22 protein-coding genes and 1 tRNA gene are annotated in these 22,491 nt (G+C 60.0%); 10 read left to right on the top strand and 13 right to left on the bottom strand.

Annotated elements, in window-relative coordinates; genetic code table 11:
• The first annotated feature begins 14 nt into the window (after window positions 1-14).
• Window positions 15-91: transfer RNA gene (locus tag ACB028_RS18505), tRNA-Asp, on the top strand.
• Between the two features lie 328 nt (window positions 92-419).
• Here ACB028_RS18505 and ACB028_RS18500 read toward each other — a convergent pair.
• The 3 genes from ACB028_RS18500 to ACB028_RS18490 form a co-directional block, all read right to left on the bottom strand.
• Complete coding sequence (locus ACB028_RS18500; RefSeq protein WP_026455968.1) at window positions 420-785, bottom strand: YijD family membrane protein; 366 nt, start codon at window positions 783-785, stop codon at window positions 420-422.
• 19 nt (window positions 786-804) lie between these two features.
• Window positions 805-1,425, bottom strand: a complete 621-nt coding sequence (fabR, locus tag ACB028_RS18495) for an HTH-type transcriptional repressor FabR (protein ID WP_026455969.1) — start codon at window positions 1,423-1,425, stop codon at window positions 805-807.
• A 299-nt stretch (window positions 1,426-1,724) separates the two neighbouring features.
• The gene (locus ACB028_RS18490) at window positions 1,725-1,865 is read right to left on the bottom strand and encodes a hypothetical protein (RefSeq protein WP_167335320.1); all 141 of its coding nucleotides are present in this window, start codon (window positions 1,863-1,865) and stop codon (window positions 1,725-1,727) included.
• 186 nt (window positions 1,866-2,051) lie between these two features.
• Here ACB028_RS18490 and ACB028_RS18485 point away from each other — a divergent pair, with 186 nt between their 5' ends.
• A complete protein-coding gene (locus ACB028_RS18485; RefSeq protein ID WP_026455970.1) occupies window positions 2,052-2,678 on the top strand; it encodes a lysoplasmalogenase in 627 nt (208 codons plus the stop codon).
• Window positions 2,679-2,729: 51 nt separating this feature from the next.
• On the opposite strand, the gene ACB028_RS18480 is transcribed toward ACB028_RS18485, so the two are convergent.
• Both ACB028_RS18480 and ACB028_RS18475 read right to left on the bottom strand, forming a co-directional pair.
• A complete protein-coding gene (locus tag ACB028_RS18480; protein ID WP_371144909.1) occupies window positions 2,730-4,283 on the bottom strand; it encodes a DHA2 family efflux MFS transporter permease subunit in 1,554 nt (517 codons plus the stop codon).
• Window positions 4,283-5,335, bottom strand: a complete 1,053-nt coding sequence (locus ACB028_RS18475; protein ID WP_201983006.1) for an HlyD family secretion protein — start codon at window positions 5,333-5,335, stop codon at window positions 4,283-4,285. The genes ACB028_RS18480 and ACB028_RS18475 overlap by 1 nt, the downstream gene beginning before the upstream one ends.
• A 96-nt stretch (window positions 5,336-5,431) precedes the next feature.
• On the opposite strand from ACB028_RS18475, the gene ACB028_RS18470 reads away from it, so the two are divergent.
• Entirely contained in the window at window positions 5,432-6,334 is a 903-nt protein-coding gene (locus ACB028_RS18470; RefSeq protein ID WP_371144908.1) for a LysR substrate-binding domain-containing protein, read from the top strand.
• A gap of 9 nt (window positions 6,335-6,343) precedes the next feature.
• A complete protein-coding gene (locus ACB028_RS18465) occupies window positions 6,344-6,658 on the top strand; it encodes a DUF2007 domain-containing protein (RefSeq protein WP_201983002.1) in 315 nt (104 codons plus the stop codon).
• 5 nt (window positions 6,659-6,663) lie between these two features.
• Here ACB028_RS18465 and ACB028_RS18460 read toward each other — a convergent pair whose 3' ends face one another.
• On the bottom strand, window positions 6,664-7,947 hold the full coding sequence (locus tag ACB028_RS18460) for a dicarboxylate/amino acid:cation symporter (protein WP_026455975.1): 1,284 nt from the start codon (window positions 7,945-7,947) through the stop codon (window positions 6,664-6,666).
• Window positions 7,948-8,155: 208 nt separating this feature from the next.
• Between ACB028_RS18460 and ACB028_RS18455 the strand changes: the two genes are divergently transcribed.
• Window positions 8,156-8,401 carry a YecH family metal-binding protein gene (locus ACB028_RS18455; RefSeq protein WP_042070251.1) on the top strand — a complete coding sequence of 82 codons (246 nt, stop codon included), beginning with the start codon at window positions 8,156-8,158 and terminating at the stop codon, window positions 8,399-8,401.
• Window positions 8,402-8,499: 98 nt separating this feature from the next.
• Window positions 8,500-9,099: a YhgN family NAAT transporter gene (locus tag ACB028_RS18450; protein WP_026455977.1), complete on the top strand. Its 600-nt coding sequence runs from the start codon at window positions 8,500-8,502 to the stop codon at window positions 9,097-9,099.
• Here ACB028_RS18450 and ACB028_RS18445 read toward each other — a convergent pair.
• Window positions 9,072-10,064: a LysR substrate-binding domain-containing protein gene (locus tag ACB028_RS18445; protein ID WP_042070252.1), complete on the bottom strand. Its 993-nt coding sequence runs from the start codon at window positions 10,062-10,064 to the stop codon at window positions 9,072-9,074. The two genes, ACB028_RS18450 and ACB028_RS18445, sit on opposite strands and share 28 nt — an antisense overlap.
• A gap of 273 nt (window positions 10,065-10,337) precedes the next feature.
• Between ACB028_RS18445 and tatA the strand changes: the two genes are divergently transcribed.
• The 4 genes from tatA to ACB028_RS18425 all read left to right on the top strand — a co-directional run bounded on the left by tatA (window position 10,338) and on the right by ACB028_RS18425 (window position 13,840).
• Window positions 10,338-10,499 (top strand): twin-arginine translocase TatA/TatE family subunit, encoded by a 162-nt coding sequence (gene tatA / locus ACB028_RS18440; protein WP_026455979.1) that lies wholly within the window; start codon window positions 10,338-10,340, stop codon window positions 10,497-10,499.
• Between the two features lie 14 nt (window positions 10,500-10,513).
• On the top strand, window positions 10,514-10,816 hold the full coding sequence (locus ACB028_RS18435; RefSeq protein ID WP_223379738.1) for a YfcZ/YiiS family protein: 303 nt from the start codon (window positions 10,514-10,516) through the stop codon (window positions 10,814-10,816).
• Window positions 10,817-10,939: 123 nt separating this feature from the next.
• Complete coding sequence (locus ACB028_RS18430) at window positions 10,940-12,358, top strand: lytic transglycosylase F (protein ID WP_042028979.1); 1,419 nt, start codon at window positions 10,940-10,942, stop codon at window positions 12,356-12,358.
• Between the two features lie 228 nt (window positions 12,359-12,586).
• A complete protein-coding gene (locus tag ACB028_RS18425; RefSeq protein ID WP_371144907.1) occupies window positions 12,587-13,840 on the top strand; it encodes a phosphatidylserine/phosphatidylglycerophosphate/cardiolipin synthase family protein in 1,254 nt (417 codons plus the stop codon).
• 494 nt (window positions 13,841-14,334) lie between these two features.
• Here the strand turns inward: ACB028_RS18425 and ACB028_RS18420 are convergent, their stop codons facing one another.
• The 6 genes from ACB028_RS18420 to ACB028_RS18395 all read right to left on the bottom strand — a co-directional run bounded on the left by ACB028_RS18420 (window position 14,335) and on the right by ACB028_RS18395 (window position 22,375).
• Entirely contained in the window at window positions 14,335-16,893 is a 2,559-nt protein-coding gene (locus ACB028_RS18420) for a TRAP transporter permease (RefSeq protein ID WP_371144906.1), read from the bottom strand.
• 103 nt (window positions 16,894-16,996) lie between these two features.
• The gene (locus tag ACB028_RS18415) at window positions 16,997-17,968 is read right to left on the bottom strand and encodes a TAXI family TRAP transporter solute-binding subunit (protein ID WP_026457441.1); all 972 of its coding nucleotides are present in this window, start codon (window positions 17,966-17,968) and stop codon (window positions 16,997-16,999) included.
• A gap of 415 nt (window positions 17,969-18,383) precedes the next feature.
• Complete coding sequence (locus tag ACB028_RS18410; protein ID WP_371144905.1) at window positions 18,384-20,525, bottom strand: S9 family peptidase; 2,142 nt, start codon at window positions 20,523-20,525, stop codon at window positions 18,384-18,386.
• Window positions 20,526-20,759: 234 nt separating this feature from the next.
• Window positions 20,760-21,191, bottom strand: coding sequence for a DUF411 domain-containing protein (locus ACB028_RS18405; protein WP_042028986.1), 432 nt, complete (start codon window positions 21,189-21,191; stop codon window positions 20,760-20,762).
• A gap of 49 nt (window positions 21,192-21,240) precedes the next feature.
• Window positions 21,241-21,564, bottom strand: a complete 324-nt coding sequence (locus tag ACB028_RS18400) for a hypothetical protein (protein WP_042028987.1) — start codon at window positions 21,562-21,564, stop codon at window positions 21,241-21,243.
• A gap of 88 nt (window positions 21,565-21,652) precedes the next feature.
• The gene (locus ACB028_RS18395; RefSeq protein WP_354688812.1) at window positions 21,653-22,375 is read right to left on the bottom strand and encodes an SDR family oxidoreductase; all 723 of its coding nucleotides are present in this window, start codon (window positions 22,373-22,375) and stop codon (window positions 21,653-21,655) included.
• Window positions 22,376-22,491 lie beyond the last annotated feature (116 nt).

The following is a 22,491-nucleotide window of genomic DNA, read 5'->3' as shown; positions in this document are numbered from 1 at the left end:
AGCTAACCGAATGCGGAGCGGTAGTTCAGTCGGTTAGAATACCGGCCTGTCACGCCGGGGGTCGCGGGTTCGAGTCCCGTCCGCTCCGCCACTAACAAGAAGCCCAGTCGACAGACTGGGCTTTTTTTTCGTTTTTAAGGCCTTCCCGATAGGGAAGGCTTTTTGTTTTCTGGCATTTGCGAACGGGAATAAAGACAGAAGAGAAAACAGCAGGGCTGCGACTTGCCACTGGCAACACCCTCCCAGCTTGCAGTCTCTTATGCTTGAGCCGGACGGTGTCTGTCCAGTCAGAGAGTTGCTTGCCGCTGCCTGGCCTCAGGGAAACATCGACTTTTCCCTATCTCCTCTGCAGCTGTAAAAAAAGCCTTCCCGATGGAAGGCTTGTTATATTCATTCACCAAGGTAATGCAGATGTTCTATCAGGCTTTCTCTTTCTTGCCAAAGCTCAGGCCCAGCTTGATGGAAAGGGCGGCCAATAGCAGCAACATCATGATCAGAGAAAAGAAATTACTGCCCATTTCCGGGTATTGCACCTTGAGCAGTGCGGCATGACCAAATACACCGATAAAGAAGCAAAGCAGGGTGCATATCGGGGTATTGCCCACCATGGGTTCCTGCCGATAGTGCAGGAACAGTTGGTAAGCCGCCAGGAAGAAGGCGATGAGAGGATAGAGGGAGAAGGGAACTTGCGAGTTGGTCAGCACAGCCAGCGATGCATCTCCGCAGATGCCAGTTAGCAGTGCCAGTATGAGAGGCTTTTTCGGGATCATTAGCTGTTCATGCATATCGTTCTCCATCCAATGGTTATGAGTGAGGGGCATGGCGTTTCTGGTTTTGAACCTCGGCACCCATGGCGATCATTCGCAGCTGGCGAATCGTACGCTCGGAGAGCGCACGGCACTCCTCGCTGGTCATGTCGAGGGCATCTGCCCCGGCGCTGAATACGATGGTGACCATGGCTTCGGCCTGAATATAGGCGTCTTCTCGCGGGGCCTGAGTGGTGGCCTCAAGGTAGTCGGTCAGCTCGGCAATGAAGTGCTGGATCTCGCGTGCCACGGCTTGGCGGAATGCGGCCGAGGTGCCTGAGCGTTCCCGCAACAGTAGCCGGAAAATGTTGGGGTTGTTCTCGACGAACTCCATAAAGGTCTGCACCGAGGTGCTGATGACGCTGCCGCCACCGGCAATGCGTTGACGGGCCTGGCGCATCAGCTGACGCAGAGTCAGGCCGCCTTCGTCCACCAGGGTCAATCCCAGCTCCTCCATATCGCGGAAGTGGCGATAAAAGGAGGTCGGGGCTATGCCGGCCTCTCGGGCGACCTCCCGCAGGCTGAGATTGGAGAAACTACGGTTGGCGCACAGTTGGCTGAATGCAGCATCGATCAATGTACGCCGGGTCTTTTCTTTTTGTTGAGCGCGAATACCCACGAAATCTGTCACCTTCAGCTTGTCGAGGCCAGATGATAACCCGAAGGCGCCTCAGGATCAGGTTTGTATCCTATTTTTTTGCCAGCGAGCGTGTCCTCTTGTTGGCGTCGGGGAGTATGAGTCATGGTCCCCGCGATGAGGGATTCGGTGCGGCATTTTCTGGCGAAACTTGCCCTTGAGCCTGATATGTCCGTTCTGGAAGGGCTTGGTTGCAAGAGGCAATCAGTAAAAGAGAAAGCCACCAGTTCGGCGGCTTTCTCTTTACGTGATATGTGCCGTTTACCTTGCCTGAAGGTGGATTATTCCGGCATATCCTGCTCTTGCAGTGCGCTTAGGGTCTGTTGTTCCAGCTGGCTGAGGCCCAGTTGTTCACAAGCCTGCTCAAAACTGATCCCCAAATGGCACATCATGATATCGATCGCAGGCAGATAGTTTTTCATAGCTTCTTCCATGGTGATCCTCCGAACCCGTCTCTTATGCCCTGAGTGACTCGGGGCTGCAATTAGACTTTAGGCTTAGTCCGCTCGTTTGATAACCCCCTGCCACAGCGGACGACTATTTGTTAATCTACTCAATGAGATAGAATGGTTTCCGTATGGCAGCGAGCATCAGGTAAGGGGCAGGGCATGTTATTGAGTTTCTTGATCATCGCATCCGGTTGGTGGCATATCCGCGCCGCCTATGGGGCTGATTATCGCCAGTTTTATCTCAGCAAGCCGCTGACCATGCTGTTTATCATCGCGCTGGCATTCGGTTACCAGGGTTATGATCACGATGGATCCCACGCCTGGATCCTGCTTGGGCTCTGTCTCTCGCTGGCGGGTGACGTGTTGCTGATGCTGCCGGCAGACCGTTTTATCGCCGGGTTGGCGGCATTTCTTGTCGCGCATCTCTGTTACATCGTCGGTTTTGCCCAGGGTCCCTTGTTGCTCAATCTGGTGGATGGGCTTTTGCTGTTGCTGGTCGCCGGCATGGTATTTGGCGTCTTGTGGAGCAAGCTGGGGGAGATGCGGATCCCTGTCTTCTGCTACATGTTGGTGATCATCTGCATGGCCTGGGTGGCAGCCGGTGCCTGGCATGCTTCTCTGACCGCAGGCAGTGCCGCAGCTCTGGTAGGGGCACTGATGTTCCTCTTCTCAGATACTATGCTGGCACTCGATCGCTTTCGTCGCCCCTTTCCCCAGGCTCGGGCCTGGATCATGAGCAGCTATTTTGCGGCGCAATTCCTGATAGCCGGGTCGCTGGCGGGTTGAGTATTACCGCTAACACAAAACGGGCCCTTGGGCCCGTTTCTGATTAGTGCATCATGCTTCTATCGGTTCGGCATCAGCTGCCCTGGGGGCTGGCTGCTTGAGCAGCAACATCAGGGCGCTGGCGATCAACAGGAAGATGCCCATCACATAGAACACCTGGTTGTAGGCCATGATGGCCGCCTCGCGGCTGATGGTATTCGACAGCATGGTCTGGGCTTGTTGCCTGGCCAGCTCCGGGCCAGAACCTTGTGCCATCATGCTCTGGGTCAGCTGCAGCAGATAGTTCTGTCCCTCTATGCTACTGGCGGCCAGGGTGCTGCTGATCTGGCTGACATGGGTTCGGGTATCGTTGTCGATCATGGTCGCTATGATAGCGATGCCGAAGGCGCCCCCCAGGTTGCGCAATACGTTGAGCAGGGTAGAAGAGGAGGGGATTTCATCATGGGTCAGGCTGGCGGTCGCCACCAGCGAGAGCGGCACCATGATGAAGGGCTGGCCCAGCGCCCGTACGATGAGCGACTGGATTAGCTGGGGGCCGGCATAGTCGGCGCTCATGTTGACGTTCATAAAACAACTGACGGCGAACACCAGAAAGCCAAAACTCACCAGATAGCGCGGGTCTATCTTGTGGGTCAGCCTGGGCACCAGCGGCAGCACCAGCAGTTGTGGCAGGCCCATCCACATCAACACTTCCCCTATCTCCAGCGCGTTGTAGTTGTGGATCTGGGTCATGTAGAGCGGCAGCACATAGATGGAGCCCATCAGTGCCATGCCAAGCACCAGATAGGCAAAGCAGGCCAGGGCGAAACGCGGGTTGTGCAGCAGCCGCAGGTTGACCAGTGGATGGCGTCTGAGTAGTTGACTGATGACGAAGAACACCAGAGCGACCACAGAGATGACGGTGAGCCGCACGATGAAGCTGGAACCGAACCAGTCCTCCCTGTTGCCCTCTTCCAGCACCACTTCCAGCAGACCCAGCCCCACCGCCATGGTGACGATGCCGACGAGATCCACTCGCTTGATCACCCCCCAGTCCACCGGCTGCTTGTCCAGTCCGTGAGCCAGCATGGCCAGCACCAGCAGTCCGGGCGGCACGTTGAGGTAGAAGATGTAGTGCCAGGACATCTGTTCCGTCAGCCAGCCACCCAGGGTCGGGCCGATGGCGGGGGCGAAGGTGGCGCACAGGCCGAACAGCGCCATGCCGGTGGCTCTCTTCTGCAGGGGCAGCAGGGTCACGATGAGCGAGAAGGCCATGGGGATCAGCGCCCCTCCGGTGAAGCCCTGCAGCGCACGGAAGACGATCATGCTGGTGAGGTTCCAGCTGAACGAGCAGAGCACGGAGGCGACGATGAAGGCCCCCGTGGTCCACAGCAGGTAGCGCCGCACGCTCAGGCCTCGGCTCAGCCAGCCGCTCAGCGGGATGGCAATCATCTCCGCCACCAGATAGGAGGTGGAGATCCAGGAGCTCTCGCTCAGGGTCGCCGACAGGGCCCCCTGAATGTCTTTCAAAGAGGCATTGGTGATCTGGATGTCGAGGATGGCCATGAAGGCACCGATAAGGCCCCCCATGACCGCGATCCAGTTGCGGCGTGGAATGGGTTCCATCAGTTGGCCGCAACCAGAGGCTCGGGAGTACGGGTATCCACTATGACCTCGGTGGAGAGGCCCGGGCGCAGCTTGCCTGCTAAGGGGCCCGGCTCGGGGATGCGGATCTTGACCGGCACCCGTTGCACGATTTTGGTGAAGTTGCCGGTGGCGTTTTCCGGCGGCAGCAGGGCGAACTTGGCGCCGGTAGCGGGGGCCAGGCTGTCGATGATCCCCTCGATTGGCTGATCCGGATAGGCATCCAGGATCACTTCCACTTTTTGTCCGGGTTGCATGTGAGCGAGCTGGGTCTCCTTGAAGTTGGCCTCGACCCACACTTGCTGCAGCGGCACCAGGCTGGCTACCTGCATGCCGGACTGGACATAGAGCCCTTCCCGCAGGCTGCGTTTGCCGATGATGCCGTCGGCAGGGGCACGCAGTTCGGTGTAGCCAAGCTCCAGCCTGGCTTGTGCCAGCTTGGCTTCGCTCAGGGCCAGCTTGGCCTGATTCTGTTTGGCTTCAGCATCCAGCACCAGCAGCCGCTCCCGAGCCGCCTGCAGGGCGGCCTTGGCTTCCTGCATCTGTGCCTGCGTGACCTGCAGGCTGGCGCGCACTTCGTCCAGACTATCTTGCGAGCTGTAGTGGCGCTGGTTGAGCTGGCCTATTCGCTGCACCTGCTGCCGGGCACGCAGTTGCTCGGCTTCGGCGGAGGCGACCCTGGCTTCGGCCTGCTGGATCAGGCTCAACTGCTGGACACGGGTCGCGGCCAGGTTCTCGATAGTGGCCTGAATAAGGTGAAGATCGGCCTGTGCCTCTGCTACCTGGCTTTGGAACTCGCGATCATCGAGGCGGGCGATCAGCTGACCCGCCTTGACCGACTGGTTATCGGTCACCAGCACCTCGCTGATATAACCGGACAGCTTGGAGCTGATCCCGGTCACTTCACTTTGCAAATAGGCGTTGTCGGTGCTTTCGAAATAGCGGCCATGAAGATACCAGTAACCGGCAAACAGCAGGCCAAGCAGGGCCAGCACCATGGCGGCCAGCAGGGGAATTTTCTTGTGTTGACTCATCGGGGGGATTCCTGAACTTAAGAGACGCAGGCTAACACCGGCCAACTGTTTCGATTAGTATCAGGTTATGAGAATAACTGTCTCATTGGTGAAACAATGGATCTCAATGCCGCATTAATCCTGGTTCGTATCGTCGACAAGGGATCTTTTACCGCCGCCGCCCAGGAGCTGGGGATGACCAAGGCGATGGTAAGCCGACGCATTGCCGAGCTGGAGCGTCGGCTCGGTGTGCGCCTGCTCTATCGCTCCACTCGCCAGCTCACTCTGACGGAAGAGGGAGAGCAATATTACCAGCGCTGCAGCAAGGCGGTGGATACCCTGACGGAGGCCGAGCTGATGCTGAGCGCCCGCCAGCAGGAGGTGACCGGCACCCTCAAGCTGGCCGTGCCTATCGAGACCGGGCAACTGGTAGTCGGTCGCATGGTCGCCAAATTTCTGCAGCGCTATCCCGCCATGCAGGTGGAGCTGGAGCTGACCAACCGGATCCTGGACCCCATCAGTGAGGGACTCGACGCCGTGGTGCGGGTGGGGGACATGAGCAATTCCAACCTGGCGGCGCGTCGGCTCTGGAGTACCGAGCGGCTGCTCTGTGCCAGTCCGGACTATCTGGCTCGCAGTCCGGCGATCGCCCGGCCGGAGGACTTGCTCCGCCATGAGCGGGTGGCGGTCAGCAGCGGTTTTCTGGCGTCCCACTGGTGTTTTGAACAGGATGGCAGAGAGGTTCTGGTTGACCCCCCATCCCGTTTTCGGGTTAATAATATTACCTGCGCCAGGGAGGCCGCAAAGGCGGGACTGGGGGTCGCTTCGTTACCCGCTATGCTCTGTCTGGAGGAGCTGGAACGCGGTGAACTGGTCTCCCTGCTGCCTGAGTGGCAACAGCCGAGAGTACCCATCTATCTGTTGTTTCCGGAGCGGCGCCTGATGCCGCGCAAGTTGCGGGCGTTTATCGATTTCATGGTGGAGAACGGTGTCGAGTTCGGCATCGACAAGCTGCTGTAAGGGGGACCTATGGAAAACTGGATCAACCTCTATCGCGCCTCCCACTCTCTTGAAGCCCACGCGCTCAAGGGGGCGCTGGAAGTGGAGGGGGTCATGGTGCGCCTCAGTGGCGAGGGGCTGTCAGGCGCATTGGGCGAGCTGCCAGTCGATCTGCTTCAGGTCACCCTGATGGTGCGAGCCGAGGATCGCAGCAAGGCCGGCAGAGTCATCGAGCGTTACCAACAGCGTCAGGGCAACGGCTGGCTCTGTGGCCAATGCGGGGAGGAAAACGGCGCTAACTTCGATGTCTGCTGGCGTTGTCATCACGATCCCCATGAGGGTTGAACGGGCTAGCGCAGAGGGAAGTCGATATCTTCCCCTGCGTGTTCGTCATGATAGGTCGCCATATCCAGTTCGTTCTCGCTGCGCGCAATCAGCACTGAAACCAGTATATCCCCCGAGACGTTGACGGCGGTGCGCGCCATGTCGAGGATCCTGTCGATCCCTGCGATGAGCGCCACTCCCTCCAGCGGCAGGCCGACGGCAGTCAGGGTCAGGGTCAGCAGCATCAGACCGGTGCCCGGGGTGCCGGCGGTGCCGATGCTGGCCAGGGTCGCGATGCTGATGATGGTCAGGTAATCCACCACATGCAGATCGACACCAAAGGCCTGGGCCACGAACAGGGCGGTGACGCCCTGATAGAGAGCCGTACCATCCATGTTGATGGTGGCACCGATGGGCAGCACTTTGGCGGTGATGGCGGAAGAGACTCCCAGCCGTTTCTCGGCACAGGCCAGGCTGATGGGCAGGGTGCTTGAGCTGGAGCTGCTGGTGAAGGCCACGGCCTGGGCATCGACGATGCTCTTGAAGTAGTGCAGCGGATTGAGGCGCGCCAGCAGGAGCAGCAGGGCGCTGTAAACTCCCAGCACATGCAGCAGGCAGCCGAGGTAGACGGCTCCGATCACCTTGAACAGCGGCAACAGCAGGTCGATGCCATATTTGCCGATCATCCAGGCCATCAGGGCACAGACGCCGTAGGGCGCCAGTGCCATCACCATCTGGGTCAGCTTGAACATCCCCTCCGACAACGAAGTAAAGAAGCGGATGGCGGGACGACCGCGGCGGCCGCTGGCGTTGAGTGCCACGGCGAGGGCCAGGGCGAAGACAAGCACCTGCAGGATCTTGCCATCAACCATGGCCTGGATGGGATTGCTGGGGACCAGCTGGCTGAGCACTGTGCCCAAGGTCGGTTGCTGCACCATCCCGACCCGTTCATAAGGGCCCATGTCGGCACCCATGCCGGGTTCCAGCAGCCAGCCCATCATCAGGCCGATGCAGATGGCGATGGCAGTGGAGCCCAGATAGAGGCCGATGGCCTTGCTGCTGATGGCATCCAGTTTCTTGCCCTTGAGCAGGGCGGTGAGGCCGGCGATGACAGAGCAGAAGATGAGGGGCACCATCAGCATCTGGATGGTGTTGACGAACAGCACGCCGATGGGCTTGAGCAGCAGGGCCTGCTCTTTGAAGCCAACGCCGAGGGTGACCCCCAACAGCATACCGATCAGGGTCTTGAGCCAGAGTGGGCGGCGGGTCCAGATCTGCCAGGGCTTGAAAGCCTCTCCATGGAACAGCATGACGCCAATATCCTTATTAATTTGTCTGCAATGGCAAAAGGGGCGCCAGTGTAGCGATCCCCGATGCGGGTTGCCACATTATCGACAAAGGAGTCGCCACGACCAGTCTCTTGACCGGGTAATGCGTGATTTATTGGTCTATATCAAGATCCCCGGCGCCCTGACAGGATTTAATAAGCATTAAATATGTTCATTAATGAGGTGAAAAATGTCGCAATCGGTACACGGTCACGAAGTAATGGAGATGATGCTGGAGCTGGGCGGACAGTTTACCCGTGCCAGCCTCAAGCAGGCGATGGCCGAGCGTTTTGGCGAACAGGCGCGTTTTCATACCTGCAGCGCCAGCGAGATGGATGCCGAGGCCCTGATCGACTTCCTGGCTGCCCGCGGCAAGTTCATCGAGTCCGCCGACGGTTTCCAGACCCACGCCGACAAGATCTGCAACCACGGTTGACCCTCTGCGAGCGCATCATGGCGCTCGCTGAATACCTCCCATTTTGCTATATTTCGCCCCTTCTCTTTTTGCTATTCAAGGCGTAGCCAGGGCGTTGTATGGATACCTTCTCTGCCGCAGTCATGCTGTTTCTGATCATGGACCCGCTGGGCAACCTGCCGGTCTTTCTCTCCATTCTGCGTCACATCGATCCCAAGCGGCGACGCAAGGTGATGATCCGCGAGCTGCTCTTCTCCCTGGCGATCATGATGCTGTTCCTGTTCGTCGGCCAGCAGATCCTGAGCTTCCTCAACCTGCGTCAGGAGGCGGTGAGCATCGCCGGCGGTATCATCCTCTTCCTCATTGCCATCAAGATGATCTTCCCGGGAGAGGGCGGTGTGACCGGACTTGCTGCGGGTGAAGAACCCTTCCTGGTGCCGATGGCGATCCCGATGATCGCCGGCCCCTCCATCCTCGCCTCCCTGCTGTTGCTCGCCAACCAGGAGCCGACCCGGATGGTCGACTGGTCGCTGGCCCTCTTCATGGCCTGGGGAGCCAGCGCAGTGATCCTGATGTTCTACGAGGTGTTCAACAAGCTGCTGGGTGAGCGTGGACTCACTGCGGTGGAGCGGCTGATGGGCATGCTGCTGGTGATGATCTCGGTGCAGATGCTGCTCGATGGTGTGCACCACTACCTGCAGGTGACGGCCCAGTCCTGATCGTCGACATGGGCGTGAGGCTCAAGCTGGCTCATGATCTGGGTCAGCAGGGTCTCGCGCAACCAGCGGTGGCCCGGATCCTCGTCATGGCGCTGATGCCAGATCAACAGGTGGGAGATGCTGTCCAGCTCGATGGGCAGGGGGAGCTGCATCAGGGGATAGACCTGGGTCGCATGGCGGGCATAGAGACTTGAGAGCGTCACTATCATGTCGGAGTGCATCCCCATCCGTAGCGCCGCCTCGAACGAAGGGACGGTTGCCTCGATCCGCCGGTAGAGATCCTGTTCCGCCAGCTTGTAGTCCAGCATCCAGCGATCCCGTCCCTCGCAGTAGGTCTGTACATGGGGGTAGCGCAGATAGTGGTCCAGATCCCAGCCTGGTTCCCGCAACGCGGGGTGATGCTTTTGCACCAGGCAGGTCAGCCCGTCGATGGCCAGCAGCCGCTGGCAGATGCTGCTTGGCAGGGTATCGAGCCGGTAATCCGAGTTGATGCAGTTCTCCCGCACCGTGAAGGCGATATCCACCTGCCCCTGGCTCATCTCGGTCAGGCTGTTCTCGGTCCACTCTTCATAGCGCAGGCGGATCCGCGGCGCCTGGCGCTTCAGTTCGCTCAGATAGAGCGGGGCGAATAGAGTGAAGGCGCTGTCCATGCTGGCGATGACGAACTCCCGCTCCGAACTGGCGGGGTCGAACGCGGGGGGCTGGATCAGGTTGTCCAGCGACAGCAGTATGGGTTGCAGCTGCTGTTGCAGTGTCTGGGCACGGGCGGTGGGTTCCAGTCCGTAGGCGGAACGGATGAAGAGCGGGTCGTCGAAAGTTTCGCGTAGCCGTCCCAGGGCCTTGCTGACGGCAGACTGGCTCAGGTGAAGGCGACGGGCCGCCTTGCTGCCGTTGCGCTCTTCCAGCAGCACCTGCAGGATGATGAGCAGATTGAGGTCAATGCGGGCCAGTTGTTCCAGTAGCATGATATGAATCCTGTTCAATACAAGGATGAATTTATACCATTAGTATTCATATCTTGGCGATCTTATCCTCTAGAGGTCTCGGGCCCGCCAGGGTCGCTGGTACAGGATGTAGCGGTTGAGGGGACAAAGTAGCACAAGCAATATGGCGGCCCCGGGCCGCCATATTTTTTGGGCGATTTATTTGCCAACTTGCACCCGTCTTGATTTTACCCAACAATCCTTGCGCGTTAATTTGATACAACTAGCAGATATCTCTGGATGAGAGGTTTCCCTATGGGACTCGGTGGAATTCATATCTGGCATTTGTTGATCCTCTTGCTGGTGGTCGTGCTGGTGTTTGGCAGCAAACGCCTGGCCAGCGCCGGCGAGGATCTGGGTACCGCCATCAGGGATTTTCGTAAAGCCTTGCGTGACGATGCAAATCATCCGAAATGAGTAGGAGTGGAAGTATGTCTGTAGACGATAAAGTTGAATTGAACGAAACCTGCGACAGCTGTGGTTGCTTTGCCGAGATCGGCACCATTATCGGCGAAGGTGATGACGTGATGGATCTGGTGATCGAGGCCGCTGAAGAGGGCGCTGCCCGCGCCAAACTGGCTGCCTATGAAGCGCTGGCCAAGCAGGTCACCGACGAGGCCAAGGTGAGCAGCGAGCTGACCCAGGGCGCCGATGGTGTGATCCTGAAAGCCCGCCTGCAGTTCACCTGCACCGCCGAAAAACTGATTTTCGAGATGCGGGCTCGCGCCATCTGAGCACTGTAATGATGCGGCAGGTACGCCTGCCGCGTTGACCCTTCTGCCGTGGGTCGAGTTCTATAGTTAGTCTATTCCACCGTCGGTATTGACCGGCGCGAGTGGCCAACAAAAGGCGAACACATGCGGCAATGGATCTGGGGCCTGCTGGCTCTCTGGTGTCTTCCTCTGCTGGCGGCCGATCTCAAGCCGCAGCGTCTTCCCCAGCCCGGGGACCTCGACAGTATCCTGCAAAAGCGTGAACTCAGGGCCCTGGTGGTCTATGAGCGCGGCTTCTACTTCCTCGACAAGGGGGCCCAATACGGCATCCTGGTCAACCAGCTGCAAGGGTTCGAGCGCTGGCTGAACAAGACCTATCTCGCCAAGGAGAAGGTCAAGCTCAAGGTGGTTTACATCCCGGTCAGGCAGGACAAGCTGCTGGATTATTTGACGGAGGGGCGTGGCGATCTGGTGGCGGCCACCATGACGGTCACCCCGACCCGAAGGGAGCAGGTCAGCTTCTCCAGGCCGCTCATCTCTTCCATTGAGGAGTGGGTGGTGAGCCAAAATAGCCTGCCCTCCTTCAACCGAATCACCCAGCTCTCCGGCCGACGGGTCTGGGTGCGGGCCAGCTCCAGTTACTACGAGAGCCTGCGCCAGCTCAACTGGCTATTTCGCGAACTGGGACTGCCCCCCGTCTACATAGAGACGGTGCCCGAATATCTGCAGGATGGCGATCTGCTGGAGATGGTGGCGGCCGGGATTATCCCCCTCACGGTGACTGACAGCTACAAGGGGCGGATCTGGCTCGGGATGATCGATGGCCTCAAGGCGCACAAGCTGGTGCCCCTGCGCAGCAATGGCACCAGTGCCTGGGCGCTGCGCAAAAACAGCCCCGAGCTGCTCAAGGCGGTCAACGGTTATCTGGCCAGCGTCAGCCAGCACAGCCTGTTCAGCGATCTGACCCTGCGGCGCTTGCTGGCCCACAGCGAGCGGATGAGCAACATATTGGCACCGGATCCCTTGGGGCGACTGGCAAAGATCCGTAAGGTGCTTGAAAAATATGCGGAAAAATATGACATCGACTGGTTGATGCTGGCGGCGCTGGGGTACAAGGAGTCCGGTCTCAATCCCAACGTGCGCTCTCCAAAAGGGGCGGTCGGCATCATGCAGCTGCTGCCTGCCACCGGGCGGGAAGTGGGGATCACGGGGGCCAGGCTGGCGAGTCTGGAGGGCAACGTGGAGGCCGCCTGCCGTTATATGCGGTTGATCCTCGACACCTATTTCAACGATCCCGGTCTGGATCGGCTCAATCGTCACCTGTTTGCCCTGGCCGCCTACAATGCAGGGCCCAACCGGGTGCAGGCATTGCGCAACAAGGCCCGCTCACTGGGGCTGGATCCCGATGTCTGGTTTGGCAACGTGGATCAGCTGGTGGCCAACGAGGTGGGGCAGGGGCCGATCAACTATGTGGGGACCATCTACAAGTACTATGTCGCCTACCGTTTTAGCCTGCTCCAGATTGAAGGCAAGGCTGCCGCAATCGAGGCGGTGCAGCCCTGAATTCCTGGCCGGATTGGGCCGGCAGGGTCACCGGAAGTTGCCAGCCGCCATCCCTGTGCTGCAAAAACCAGTGCACGGGGTCGGTGGTCGGAACGACATCTGGCTGGCCTGACGGGTCGAGATAGCGCACCATCGGGGTATCGTGCAGTTCCATCAGCAGCTCCTTGCTTGCTATTCAGAGAGGCTTGCCAGCGTTATGACACTCCCCGATGACAACAGGATGACAGCATGATCCCGGGATCCTTCGCCCTGATCGCGGATCCCCTGCTGGCACTCAAGGTGCGCTGCCAGTGGATCCGCACTGCCCGCGAGCGGATCCAGGCCCAGTACTACAGCTGGGAAGAGGACAGCAGCGGCAAGTTGCTGCTCAGCGAACTGCTCCATGCCGCCAGGCGCGGGGTCAGGGTCGAGCTGCTGGTGGATGATCTCTATGCCGGCGACAACCGCTTTCTGGAGATGGTGGCCCACGAGCCGGGGATCGAGGTGCGCCTGTTCAACCCCTTCTGGTTGCGGGGCTGGCGACCCCTGGCGCTGCTGCTGGAGGGGCTATTCAGCTTTCGCCGCATCAATCACCGCATGCACAACAAGCTGCTGCTGGTGGATGGCAGGCTGGCGCTGATCGGCGGTCGCAACATAGGTGATCGCTACTTCCATCTCGACGATCAGCCCCCCTTCGTTGATCTGGATCTCGCCTGCCGGGGAGCATTGTGTCAGGAGATGGCGCAGGGATTTGCCCAGTTCTGGCACAGCCGCTGGAGCCATCCCATTCGCCACCTGTTGCGACGCTCCCCGCTGCCCGCCGAGGCCCGGGTGGTCAATGACTTCCTGCTCACCATGACGGATCCGGCCGTTGCCGCCGTCTATTCATTGCCGGCCAACCTGTTTGTCGATGAACCCCTGGCGCTGCAGTGGCACGACGGTGTGGCGGAGGTGTGGTTCGACCGGCCCGGCAAAGGATTGATCTCGCGACCCGCCACGGCCCGCCAGCTGTGGCAGCGACTGGCAGACAATCCGCACTCATTGTCGTTGGTGACCCCTTACCTCATCCTGACCCGTGGCTTTCGCCGCCGCCTGTTGCAGTTGCGTCAGCGGGGCGTGACCATCGATATCCTCACCAACTCCCTGGCCAGCACGGATGTGCCTCTGGTCTATGGCGCCTACCGACGCTATCGCGGCTGGCTGTTGCGTCAGGGGATCCAGGTGCACGAGTTTGGCGATGACAGCCACAGCCTGCATGCCAAGCTGATCCTGCTGGGGCGGGAGCGGGCCCTGTTTGGCAGCCTTAACCTCGATCCCCGCTCGCTGTTTCTCAACACCGAGCTGATGCTGCACCTGCGTTGCCCGACCCTGTGCGAGCAGCTGAGGTCGTGGCTGATGCATTGGCAGGAGCAGGCCAGTAGCGCACCCCGCAAAATCGATGGCTGGCCCCGGCGACTGGTGGCCCGACTCAGTGACTGGTTGCCCCTGAAGCGCTGGCTGTGAGGCGGGTGTTTTTTGTGCGAGATCTCGCAAAGCCTTGTACGCCTTTGCTTATCCTCCGTGCGGGTGAATAGCTATTCATTTCCTTATCTTGCTGTTTTTAAATGAATTATTGTTAATGTGAAGGCGGTTTTTTGTATCAACACGGGAACTGCAGGGCATAAAAACGTTTTTTTATTTTATTTGTCTGCGTAATATTTCATTTGCAAGGACAAACACGGCGGCCCGTCTGCCGTGTGGATGAAGGCAACAAAGGGTGACCGGTCGACTGCATCGCTGCAATCGACACTGACTTCGGATGGGTAGCGGACTCTGGGGAAGTGGGGTAAGGCATCCGGCGTGGCCGGACTCCAATATGGAACATGCTATTTGCGAGGGGGTGACATGGAAATGTCACCCCACTTTTTTTGGGGCCGTTTTTCCTTTTGGGCCGCCTTCGCCGTCATGGTCTATGCCGGACAAAAAAACAGGGCCACATCACGCGGCCCTGTCTGGAATCAAGCAGGCTGTGGTGCCAGGCGTCGGCGTTGCAGCCAGACGATGACCCCGAACAGCAAGAAACCCGGGAGCCACATCAGCTCCTTGCGCCAGCGATCGGTCGGAGCCTTGACGGCGAGGATCTCCTGGTCAAATTCCAGCCCCATGCCGGCGGCAGGGCTGCCGAAGGCCACGTTGTCGATCAGGGTTTTGCCATCCTGTTCATAGAGGCTCAGGCCAAGATTGGCCAGACGCTCTTCACCGTTCGCACCATCGGGCACGGCAACCAGCAGGGTGAACTTGCGGGGCTTGCCCACCGCATCTTCCCCTTGGATCCGCAGCCGCAAGGTGCTCTCCACCTCCAGTTCACCCATGGTTTGGGCCAGCTGGGCGGGCGGCGTCTCGCGATAGGGATCGTGCACCATGTCCATCCAGAAGCCGGGGCGGAACAGGGTAAAGGCGACCAGCAGCAGCAACACGCTCTCGTACCAGCGGCTCTTCACCAGGAAGTAGCCCTGGGTCGCGGCGGCGAAGATCAGCATGGCGATGGTGGCCACGATGAAGATCATCACCCCGTGGGCAAAGTCCACGTCGATCAGCAGCAGATCCGTGTTGAAGATGAACAGGAACGGCAGTGCTGCGGTACGCAGGCTGTAGTAGAACGCCGTGATACCTGTCTTGATGGGATCACCCTTGGAGACGGCGGCCGCGGCGAACGAAGCCAGCCCCACCGGCGGGGTCACGTCCGCCATGATGCCGAAATAGAACACGAACAGGTGCACGGCGATGAGCGGCACAATGAGGCCATTCTGCTGACCCAGGGTGACCACCACGGGCGCCAGCAGGCTGGATACCACTATGTAGTTGGCGGTGGTGGGCAGCCCCATACCGAGGATCAGGCTCAGCAGGGCGGTCAGCAGCAACATCAGCAGCAGATTGCCCATGGAGAGCATCTCCACCAGATCGGCCAGCACCAGGCCAACCCCGGTCTGGGAAACCGCACCGACAATAATGCCGGCAGTGGCAGTGGCGATACCGATGCCGATCATGTTGCGGGCTCCGGCCACCAGACCTTCGCGCAGGTCGATGACGCCGTCCCGTACGGTGCCGTAGTCATGTTTGCCGTCGGTGCGCAGCCAGTTGAGCAGCGGACGCTGGGTCAGCAGGATGATGACCAGCATGACGGTGCCCCAGAAGGCGGACAGGCCGGGGGAGAGGCGCTCGATCATCAGACACCATACCAGTACCACCACCGGCAGCAGGAAGTGTAGGCCGGAGAGCAGCACGGTGCGGGTGTCGGGCAGCTCGGTGAGCGGCTTGTCGGGATCTTCGGCTGCCAGCGGTTCATTGCTGGCGGCGATCTTCAGCAGGCCCACATAGGTGGCGGCCAGCAGCAGGGAGATCCCCGGCAGGGCATAGTCGCCCAGCGCCGGCTTGAGCCAGCCCAGACCGTAGTAGACCGCCATCGACAGCCCGCTGATGAGGGCGGCGCCGAAGGCAAAGCCGGTCAGGCGACGCAGCCAGGGCTTGGGCTGATGGCCACCGATGGGCTGCATGCCGAGCTTGAGCGCTTCCAGATGGACGATGTAGAGCAGGGCGATGTAGGAGATGGCCGCCGGCAGAAAGGCGTGCTTGATGATATCCACGTAGGGAATGCCGACGTACTCCACCATCAGGAAGGCCGCAGCGCCCATTACGGGCGGCATGATCTGGCCGTTGACCGAGGAGGCCACTTCCACCGCCCCGGCTTTCTCGGAGCTGAAACCCACCTTCTTCATCATGGGGATGGTGAAGGTGCCCGTGGTGACCACGTTGGCGATGGAGGATCCGGAGATGAGACCCGTGAGGCCGGAGGCGACCACCGCCGCCTTGGCCGGGCCGCCACGCAGGTGGCCGAGCAGGCTGAAGGCGAGCTGGATGAAGTAGTGACCGGCGCCGGCCCGCTCGAGCAGGGCGCCAAACAGCACGAACAGGAACACGAAGCTGGTGGAGACCCCGAGGGCGATGCCGAACACCCCTTCGGTGGTGATCCACTGGTGATTGGCCAGCGCGGTAAAGCTGACCCCGCGGTGTGCCAGCAGCCCCGGCATCCAGGGGCCGGCCAGGCTGTAGACCAGGAAGACGATGGCGATCACCGCCAGGGCCGGGCCGAGGGCGCGGCGTGCCGCTTCCAGCAGCAGGGGAATGCCGATGCAGGCGGTGACCAGATCCGAGGTGGTCAGGTTGCCGGGGCGCTGGGCCAGCGCCTCGTACATCACGAACAGATAGGATGCGGCACCGGCGGCGATCAGCCCCAGCGCGATATCGCTGAGGGGGACTCGATCCCGCGGGGAGGAGCGAAACGCGGGAAACACCAGATAGGCCAGCAACAGGGCGAAGGTGAGATGAATGGCGCGCGTTTCGGTGTCATTGAGTACGCCAACCCCGAAAATGAAGGGGAGCGGCGAGGCGATCCAGAGCTGGAACAGGGACCAGGCCAGTGCCAGGGCGGTAATGAGCCAGCCCATGGCTCCCAGCGGCAGGCGGGCGCCTACATCCTGGGCGATCAGTTCCTCGGTAGAGAGTTGTTTGTCTTGCATAGGGTCAACTTGTGCCATCGAGTACAACAAAAACGACACCCGCCGCCGCAAACCGCGCAGCCAACGGGTGTCGAAGGAGTGACAAAGGCCCTGGGGCCTTCAATCAGAGCCAGCCGCGCTCTTTGTAGTAGCGAGCAGCGCCTTCATGCAGCGGAGCGGAGAGCCCCACCTTGATCATGTCGGCTTCCTTCAGGTCGGCGAAGGCCGGGTGCAGGCGCTTGAAGCGGTCCAGGTTGTCAAACACGGATTTGACCAGCTGGTAGACCACTTCCGGATCGGTTTTGGCGCTGGTGGAGAGCACCGCCTTGCCACCGATGGACGGGGTCGGCTTGTCGCTGCCCTTGTAGAGGCCACCCGGGATCTCGGCCTTGGTGTAGTAGCTCTTCTCGGCCAGCAGCTTGTCGATGTCAGCGCCGGTGACCGGTACCAGTACCGCATCCGTGGTAGTGGAGGCTTCCTGGATGGCGCCGTTCGGGTGACCGACGAAGTAGCTCATGGCGTCGATGTTGTTGTCACCCAGTGCGGAAGCCTGCTCGGCCGGTTTCAGCTCGGAGACCAGACCGAAGTCGCTCTTCTTCCAGCCCTTGACCGCCATGATCTCTTCCATGGTGTCACGTTGGCCGGAGCCAGGGTTGCCGATGTTGACGCGCTTGCCCTTCAGATCATCAAAGCCGGCGATCTTGGCATCTTTGCGGGCCAGGATGGTGAACACTTCACTTTGCAAAGAGAAGACGGCACGGATGTCGTCCATGGCACCTTCGGCCTGGAACGGGGGCAGCCCCTTCATCGCCTTGTACTGGTGGTCGGACTGCATGATGCCGAAGTTGAATTCGCCACTGCGAATGCCGTTGACGTTGGCAACACCGCCGCCGCTGGCCGGGGCGTTGCACTTGATCTCATGCTCGGTGGAACCACGATTGAGGAAGCGGCAGATAGACTGACCTGCCACATAATAGACGCCGGTTTGACCGCCGGTGCCGATGGTCACGAAGCGCTCCTGCGCCTGTACCGGACCACCAAATGATACGCCGACCAGAGCAGCCGACAGTGCGCACGCCAAGGATAATCCTTTCATTTTTTCTCCCTTTTTCTTGGATTTGGTTTACCCGATCCGCGGGTAAATTGATGGTAAGCCCGTTCTGCGCCGGGTTTGCCATTGTTTCATGTGTGCTGCATGACAAGGGCGGGATCCTGGGTGCCCTTGCCTGCGGTCATCGCGTCCTGCGGTGACTGTTGTGGCGTCCTGCCACCGGGGGTGTTTGGCCAATAGCAGGCCGGATAAAAAGTTGTAAGCACTCCGATTAAGCACATTTTGCCAACATAAATCAAACTAAATGGCAAACTAACGGAGTTAAATCTCGAGAAACATGACCGCGATCATTCATTTCCCTGTTGCAGATTAAGGGGAGTCGACGCGAAATGGAAGAGAGAAAAAGAGAGTCTGGATTCTTTTGTAGCCCTTGCGTGGCAAGGGCTACCGTGCAATGGACTCAGGGGGCCGGGTTGGCCAGATCCAGAATAAAGGCGTACTCCAGGGCGATATCCTCATAGGCCTTGAAGCGGCCGGACTTGCCACCGTGGCCGGCATCCATGTCGGTATTCAGCAACAACTTGTTATCATCCGTCTTCAGCTCCCGCAGCTTGGCCACCCACTTGGCAGGCTCCCAATACTGCACCTGGGAGTCATGCAGCCCGGTGGTGACCAGCAGATTGGGGTAGGTCTGGGCCTTGACCTGATCGTAGGGGCTGTAGGACTTCATGTAGTCGTAGTAGCGCTTCTGGTTCGGGTTGCCCCACTCGTCGTACTCGCCAGTGGTGAGGGGGATGGACTCGTCCAGCATGGTGGTGACCACGTCGACGAACGGCACCTGGGCCACTACGCCGCGATAGAGCTGGGGCGCCTGATTGATCACTGCCCCCATCAGCAGGCCGCCGGCGCTGCCGCCCATGGCATAGACCTGATCTTTGGCGCCATAGCCCTGTGCCACCAGTGACTCGGTGACGTCGATGAAGTCGTTGAAGGTATTCTGTTTTTTCAACAGCTTGCCATCTTCGTACCAGTGGCGGCCCAGCTCCTCACCGCCACGGATGTGGGCGATGGCGTAGATGAAGCCCCGATCCAGCAGGCTCAGGAGGGAGCTGCTGAAATCGGGATCCATGCTGGCGCCATAGGAGCCGTAGCCATAGACCAGCAGTGGGTTGTGGCCGTTTTTCTTGAACTTGTCCTTGCGATAGACCAGCGAGACCGGCACGGCCACGCCGTCCCGGGCGGTCACCCAGAGTCGCTCGCTGGCGTACAGCTCCGCCTTGAAGCCCGCCACCGGTTGCTGCTTGAGCAGGGTGCGCTTGCCGCTGGCCATGTCGAGCTCATAGGTGGATGAGGGCGTGGTCATGGAGGAGTAGCCATAGCGCAGTGCACTGGTTTCCGGCTCCGGATTGTAGGCGAGCCAGGTGACATAGGCGGGGTCGTCGAAAGCGATCTCTTTCTGCTCGCCGCTCTGCCAGTTGATCTGGCGCAGCCGGGTCAGCCCCTGGTTGCGCTCTTCCACCACCAGCCAGTCCCGGAACAGGGCGTAGCTCTCCAGCAGCACGTCGGGATTGGGGGTGATCACCGGCTTCCAGCGATCGACCGGGCTTTCTTTGGTCTCGTACAGGCCGAAGTTCTTGCCGTCCTTGTTGGAGCGCACATAGAAGCGGCCACGGTAGTGATCCAGGGTGTATTCGTGATCTACCTTGCGCGGCAGGAACAGACGGGGTGCCTGCTCCGGCACGTTGGCATCGATGAGGCGCGCCTCGCCGGTGGTGGTGCTGGAGAGATTGATGACGATGAAGTCTTCCGAGGTAGTGGCGTAGAGGCTGACGTAGAAGGTGTCGTCCTTCTCCTCATAGACCAGCTGATCCCTGGCCGGATCCGTGCCCAGGGTGTGGCGATAGACCTGATAGGGCAGCAATGTCTTGGGGTGCTTGCGCACGTAGAACACCGTTTTGCTGTCGTTGGCCCACACCAGGTTGCCCGAGGTGTTCTCCAGGGTATCCGCGGCCCACTTGCCGCTCTCCAGATCGAGGAACTGGATCCGGTACTGGCGGCGGGAGAGGTAATCCTCCGCCACCGCCAGCCAGCGGTTGTTGCGGCTCACTTCCAGCGCACCAAGGGCGTAGAATTCATGCCCTTCGGCCCGCTGGTTGCTGTCGAGCAGCAGCTTGGACTCCTGCTCTCCCAGCTTGGTGCGCGAATAGATGCCGTACTCCTTGCCCGGCTCGTAACGGGTCTGGTAGCGGTAGCCGTTCTTCACGTAGGGGACGGATTCGTCCTGCTGGGGAATACGGGCCACCATCTCCTTGTAGAGGGTTTCACGCAGCGCCTTGGTCGGCTTGAGCATGGCCTCGGTGTAGGCATTTTCGGCCTTGAGGTAGGCCAGCACCTCGGGATCCTGACGATCGTCATCGCGCAGCCAGTAGTAGTTGTCGACCCGGATATCCCCGTGTTTCTTCAGCGTATGCGGGTGTTTGGCGGCAACGGGGGGTTGGACAGGGATTTCGCTTCTCGGCATGGCAGACTCTTGGTTGGCATAGGAACAGGGAACGGCTGTCAGACAGGCTAGCAGCAGTATCCCTCGAGAAAAGGGGAACATGTCGCATCCTTTGCGCGTTAACAGGGTTGGTGAACCGGCGTATCGGCTCCTTGAACTGGCCAACAATCTGCCCCTTGTCGCCGGTGGTTGCAAGTAGTCCCTTGTTATCGCAGGAAAACCATCAAAAAAGGCCGCTATCTCGCGATAGCGGCCTCTTCTCTGGCCATGAGCGACAAGGGTCCGCTCAGGTGTGCCTCACATGATGGGGGAGTGCCGGTTCATGGCCAGTATCCGTCAGCCGGGATAGCTCGACCAGACTCTGGTCGTGCCCTCGTTGCTGATGCTCAGCACCTGGTAGGGTTGGCCCGGAATGTCCATGCCGGGTGCGCTCTGTGGCATACCCGGAATGGTCAGGCCGCGGATCGCCGGCTTCTCTTTGAGCAGCTTCTTCACATCGGCGGCGGGCACGTGTCCCTCGATCACATAGCCGTTGACCACCCCGGTGTGGCAGGAGGCCAGTTGCGGTGCGATGCCGTATTTCTGTTTGACCGGTTCAAGCTGCTCGGTTTCGATGACCTCGAGTTCGAAGCCATTCTCTTCCATGTGCTTGTTCCAGGCCTGGCAGCAGCCGCAATATTTGGATTTGTAGACGGTCATCTTCTCGGCCGCGAGAGCGGAAAAGCTGACGGTGCCGGCCAGCAGGGCCAGCAGCAGGGATTTGTACATAACTCACCTCAGATTGAATAAAACATGCCCAAAAGCGGGGGATTTTGACTCAAGTCCGGGTGCGGGGAGGGCGCTCCAGCCGTTCTGCCGGAGCGTCCGGCATGAACAGGGAGGGGGGGAGGAAATCCGGGGTATCGGGTTCCAGCATAGCCACCGTCAGGCTGTCATTGCCGAGCACCGTCATGGAGAGCGCCGAAGTAAAGCTGCCGCACGGCATGGCTTTCTCCAGGGTGCGCTCGCTCTGGCTGCAGTGGCTGCTCAGGGTACAGAGGTCGGTCGCGGCCCGGCTGCCAAACGACATCAATACCAGCACCAGACTCCACAGGGGGAGCCAGCGACGGGCATGAGCGAGTTGGCGACGAGTGAGAACCATGGAACGACTCTGACGAAATTGGGGCGTTATGGTAACCCTGTGCCAGGGGGGAGGGTCAAGCCCTCCCCGCTGTTCCGGTCAGGCTGGATTAAGGTTGCTGACGAGTTGCCGCCAGCACGATTTCACGCACGCAGACGTCGGCAGGCTGGTTCCAGGCATAGAGCACAGCCTCGGCGATCACCTCGGGTGCGATCACGCCGCCCATCTGCTCTTTCCAGTCGTGGTAACCGGCCTTGATGCTCTCATCCGTGGTGTGGCTGAGCAGCTCGGTCTCCACCGCTCCCGGGGCGATAGTCACCATCCGCACCCCCAGGTCGGCCACCTCTTCCCGGATGTTTTCGGTCAGGGCGTGAACCGCGAACTTGGTGGCGCAGTAGGCAGCATGGTTCGGGAAGGTCTTGCGACCGGCGATGGAGCTGATGTTGATGATGGTGCCACTGCGGCGAGCCTTCATCCCGGCCAGCACCCCATGGATGCCGTTCAGCACACCCATTACGTTGATGTTGAGCATCTGCTGCCATTCGGCGGGATCCTGCACGTCGGCCTGACCCAGCAACATGACACCTGCATTGTTGACCAGGCAGCCGACCGGACCGAATTGCGCCTCGGCCTGCTGAATGGCCGCCTTCATGGCGTTTGTATCGGTGACGTCGACCCCGATGCAGAGCGTATCGGGCAGGCCCAGGGCCTGCATGGGCTCGACCCGGCGGGCCAGCAGCAGTAGCGGGTGGCCGGCGGCGGAGAAGGCGCGGGCAATGGCGGCACCGATCCCGGCTGAGGCACCGGTGATCACGACGAGGGACTTGGACATGATGTTTCCTTCTGATTCGATAGTCGGTTTGGGCAAACAGACGGCTGGCCAGCACGCAGTGGAGTCACTATAGTCTCCGCATCCATCAGTGATAAATATTGTTTTCCGCTGGTTAT

Origin of the sequence: Aeromonas sp. S9(2024), from assembly GCF_041403185.1 — a bacterium.
Classification (GTDB): Bacteria; Pseudomonadota; Gammaproteobacteria; order Enterobacterales; family Aeromonadaceae; genus Aeromonas; species Aeromonas enteropelogenes.
This window is presented reverse-complemented; position numbering and strand designations above follow the sequence as displayed.